This window comes from Haloarcula sp. JP-Z28 (assembly GCF_011440255.1).
Lineage (GTDB): Archaea > Halobacteriota > Halobacteria > Halobacteriales > Haloarculaceae > Haloarcula > Haloarcula marismortui.
Genome location: NZ_JAAOHT010000118.1, coordinates 1 through 4,141, shown reverse-complemented (window position 1 = coordinate 4,141; position 4,141 = coordinate 1). Strand labels below are relative to the sequence as shown.

Genomic DNA, 4,141 nt, shown 5'->3' with positions numbered 1-4,141 from the left:
TGAACGTGAGCGGGGAGTACGCACACCCTGCCTCTACCGAGGCATAGAACGGGAGTCCACGCGAAAGCCTCGGGGCTTGACCCCGAGGCGATTTACCCGGAGGCCACAGTCGCCCATGAGTCGCAGCGCGATTTCTTGTATGTACCCGTCGCCGATCGGGGTATTTCCTCGTACTCCTCCCGGCTCATCCAAACATTGTATGTCCCATCCCGGTTTCGCTCGGTTCTCATTATTGCGTGTTAGTTCTGTTTTTCATGCAACTAATAGCGACGAGGTAGGCACGTTGAGAACCTGGTTTCGGCCGCTCACGGTGTCACGCGCCACTTTCGGTTTCGATGGTTGCGTGTTTGTAGAAAAGCGTGCAACGCAGGGCATCAACGGGGTGCCGGTCGGTAGATACCCGCCTATAGGATTCTACAGGTATTCCTATAGGAACCTATAGCCCGCGTGTAGCGTGGTCTTGCTTGGCTTTCTGGGCAGTTTCCATATTATCGGGTGCGGCCTCCCGAAGCCCGAGGCGGAGGGCAAGGCGAAGGACCTCGCTCCGATCGGGCGGCTCGGTCCCGCCGAGGTCAAGCTCCTCGCGAAGGGCCTCGCCGTACGTCAGGGTGCGTTCGGGGGCCCCTCTAGGGTCACCACGAATGCCACGAGGTCCCCTTTCCACACGGATACGGTCTTTTATCGATCCCCTTGCCTCAATTTCGGCGAGTTGCTCTACCAACTGCTCCGAAAACGTCCAACATACTCCAGAGTATTCTACCTCTTGATGTCGGGACTCTTGGCGGACAACGTCTGGATCAAAAAAAGGTAGTTGGAGTGGTTAGCTCGTGACGGTGAGCGTGGTCGATCCGGAGTCGTCTTCCGTAGAGACTGTTACATTATAAGTGCTGGGCGGTAGGTCCGAGGTGTTAGTTTGGAAGGTCACCTGTGTGGAGTCGCCAGCATCGAGTGAGACCGTCTTCGCATTCTCCTTGGTCACGTCGATGACTGTCTGAGCGATATCGGTGCGGAATCTCTCTCCGAAGTCGTCTTGAAGTAGATCGTACCACTGGCCACTCGCCGTCATATTGGCCAGCGGGCGCTTCTGGAGTTCAGGCTGTGAGAGGGGACCCAGTTCCGTTGCGTTCGGTGTGACGGCGATGTAGGTCGTGTTCGTCGCGTTCAGTTGGTTCGAGAGTGCTTGCTGGCTCGGGGTTCCCGACTGCGTGTCCGAATCTTCGTCAGTAAGATCGATCAGGACACGCTTGGCACTCTCACGACCATCGAGGTCATTCGCCGTCTGGATAGCGTCGTAATTATACTCGGTAGCTCCCCCAATCTCCAGTTCGTCGAGCGTCTGGTTTGTCGCTGAGACATTCGATGTGAAATTTTGTTGAACCACGACCTGGTCTGCAAGGGTCACGACCGCATACTGGGCATTAACATTTTCTGATTCGAGATTTTGAGAGAACATTTGGAGTTGGTTCCGGACCGTATCGATGTCGTCCTCCATGCTCCCAGACTCATCGACGACGAACACGATATCAACTGCACCTGTCCCGGTCGAGATATTCTCGCCTTCAACCACCAGTGAGACGTTCTGTGTTCCGGGCGCATTACCGGCGTTTTCGATCGTCGCAGTCACATTCGCCGTGTTCCCCTGCTCAGTGTCGGGCGCGTTGACACTGGTCACTTCGAACGTGGCATTACCGGTATCGTTGCCATCATCTTCCGTGACAGTCAACGTCGTCGTGGCGGTGTCGTTCGCCGTCGTGGTGGTCACATTATACGTGCCCGGTGAGAGGTTTGAGGTTCCGACGTTGAACATCACATCCTTCGATTCACCGGCATCAAGTGCCTCCTCGGAACTCATCATCACGCTCTCATTTTCAACCATCAGTGAGATGGTCTGAGTGCCAGCCGCGTCGCCGGTGTTCTCGATCGAAGCAGTAACATTCGCCGTGTCCCCCTGTTCGACATCTGGAGCGTTCAGACCGGTGATCTGGAAGTTAGCGACCTCTGGCTCTTCGACTCCGTCATCCGGGCCTTCTCCATCATCCGGTTGTTTAACCCTTGAGATAGGGAACTGCTGATCGTACAGGTCTTCAACCTCTAACTGAGTGAGGATACTCAGATTTTCGAAGTCGTATCCGTATTTTGACTGTGCGATTTCATCCCGCGTGTGGATTTTTGCAGGATCCTGTTCACCACTGAATGAAACAAATGGTTGTCGGTCCCAAATCTCTTCGACTTCTCTCGTAGTCTCGTTACTCAGGTCGGCAAAATTCTCCCCGTATTTTTCCTGTGCGATTTCGTCCCGAGTAACGTTCTTGGTCCGGTCCGAGTCAGCAAATTGCGCGTCGTATTCCCCCTCAATTTCTTCTTTCGTTGAATCGCTAAGATTTCTGAAGTCGTGGTCGTACTCGCTTTGAGCTAACTCGTTACGAGTATCGATATCTTCAACAGAGACACCGTCAGCAAAAGGTTGTCTGTCGTATATTTCTTCCACTTCTCTCTTTGTTTCAGTACTTAACCCTTCGAACCCTCCAACATCATATTTTTCCTGTGCAATTTCATCCCGAGTCAACGGAATATTCCCTGCCTCTGAGGCGCCAACAGTAGGCATAGCCGCAAGGATGGATAGAATCATCAGTGCGACCATGAATACTGCTTTGATTTTATTATTGCTCTGTGTCATGTGACACAGGTATTAGCATTAAATGACAGATAATAAATTTATGCATTACTGTTAACATGTCCTCAAAACCCGTTACGTAGCGGGTCTCAGGCGTGAAATGGCGGTTTCGTAAAATATTAACTACAAGATATATATTCCGTCATATTCACATTGTTATAAATATGTACTTACGATATATCCGTGTGTGCCGAATAGTTTACTTATAATTTCATGAACCACTAAAAATGACATTTGTGCAACCAAGTCCTGTGGTAGTTTTGAGCTATATGGGTCCTATAGCCCGCGTGTAGCGTGGTCTTGCTTGGCTTTCTGGGCAGTTTCCATATTATCGGGTGCGGCCTCCCGAAGCCCGAGGCGGAGGGCAAGGCGAAGGACCTCGCTCCGATCGGGCGGCTCGGTCCCGTCGAGGTCAAGCTCCTCGCGAAGGGCCTCGCCGTGCGCCTGGAGGTGTTCGGGGTGGTCCTCCAGCGCGGCCATGCGCGCCGCAATATCGCCGTCCCACACGGACACCGTCTTTTGACGCCCACCCTCGTCGATTTCCTCCAGGTACTCGACCATGCTCTCGCGGAGGTCCTCGTACACATCCGCCCCGGCGGCCTCGTCGAGGCGATCGCCGTGGTCGGTCGCTTCCCGGAGTTGGTCGAGGTCCGGGTCGTCGCTCATTGTTCTGCTTCTTGATCGTGAATAAAGATGTCCGCAGCGTTACCGTCAGTGGCCGCCTATTGGGCGTCTGCGGCGGGCGGGTTGGAAAAGGACCACAATCGTCGTTGTCTTCCCCGCTGTCAGGACTGGGCTATTCGCGAGTCACGACATGCTGCTAATGCCGATACTACAAGACTCTGCGCTAGAGTTTCAGCGTCAGAAACTCGGCTTGGGGCTTCAATACATACTGGCCGGTATGTATGGACAGCCGCCGGTCGGAGGCGGTCCCCGAAAAGTATCCGACACACCTGCCCACCATCGGCCCCGCCCGTTCCCCGCTTGGGGCTGGAGCCCACCGAGTGCCCTCTGACATGCCCTCTTCACGCGCTCCATTCCCCTCTCCCCTCTTGTCGATTCAGTAGGCCTCTAGAGCCTGTCGCGCTCTCGGTATAGGCTGTACTCAAACTAGTACTATGTATACGTGAATAGAAGGCTAGCAGACTTTCTGCGGCGGCGGCTCATTCATAACCTGACCGCCTTTGTTGAATCCTGCCACTCCGTGTTGAGAGCCCATAAGGAAGTGCTCTGTTGAATAGCGGTGTTGGTCGAGGTAGTCGGATTTGAGGCGGCTCGTCAGGGGTTGATGCCGGTGGTCTAAAGATCGGTGTCACTTCACCGTCGCTCAGAAGGCGCTATTCACCTATGGAAACGCTGCTGTCTACACAAACCACCGTTTTCGACAAAATAGTTTCGCCGTACTGTGGTCTGCTGTTCTCCCAGCTGGCAGGCGGCGGATATCTTCAGGCGGTGCGGTCGCGGTAC

Annotated in this window: 3 protein-coding genes; all 3 read right to left on the bottom strand. The window is 54.1% G+C overall.

Annotated elements, in window-relative coordinates; translation table 11 throughout:
- Positions 1 to 436: 436 nt before the first annotated feature.
- The 3 genes from G9463_RS22855 to G9463_RS22845 all read right to left on the bottom strand — a co-directional run bounded on the left by G9463_RS22855 (position 437) and on the right by G9463_RS22845 (position 3,340).
- Positions 437 to 664, bottom strand: coding sequence for a hypothetical protein (locus G9463_RS22855; RefSeq protein WP_165897922.1), 228 nt, complete (start codon positions 662 to 664; stop codon positions 437 to 439).
- 156 nt (positions 665 to 820) lie between these two features.
- The gene (locus G9463_RS24645; protein ID WP_165897921.1) at positions 821 to 2,488 is read right to left on the bottom strand and encodes a VWA domain-containing protein; all 1,668 of its coding nucleotides are present in this window, start codon (positions 2,486 to 2,488) and stop codon (positions 821 to 823) included.
- A 462-nt stretch (positions 2,489 to 2,950) separates the two neighbouring features.
- Positions 2,951 to 3,340 (bottom strand): hypothetical protein, encoded by a 390-nt coding sequence (locus tag G9463_RS22845; RefSeq protein WP_165897920.1) that lies wholly within the window; start codon positions 3,338 to 3,340, stop codon positions 2,951 to 2,953.
- Positions 3,341 to 4,141: the final 801 nt, after the last annotated feature.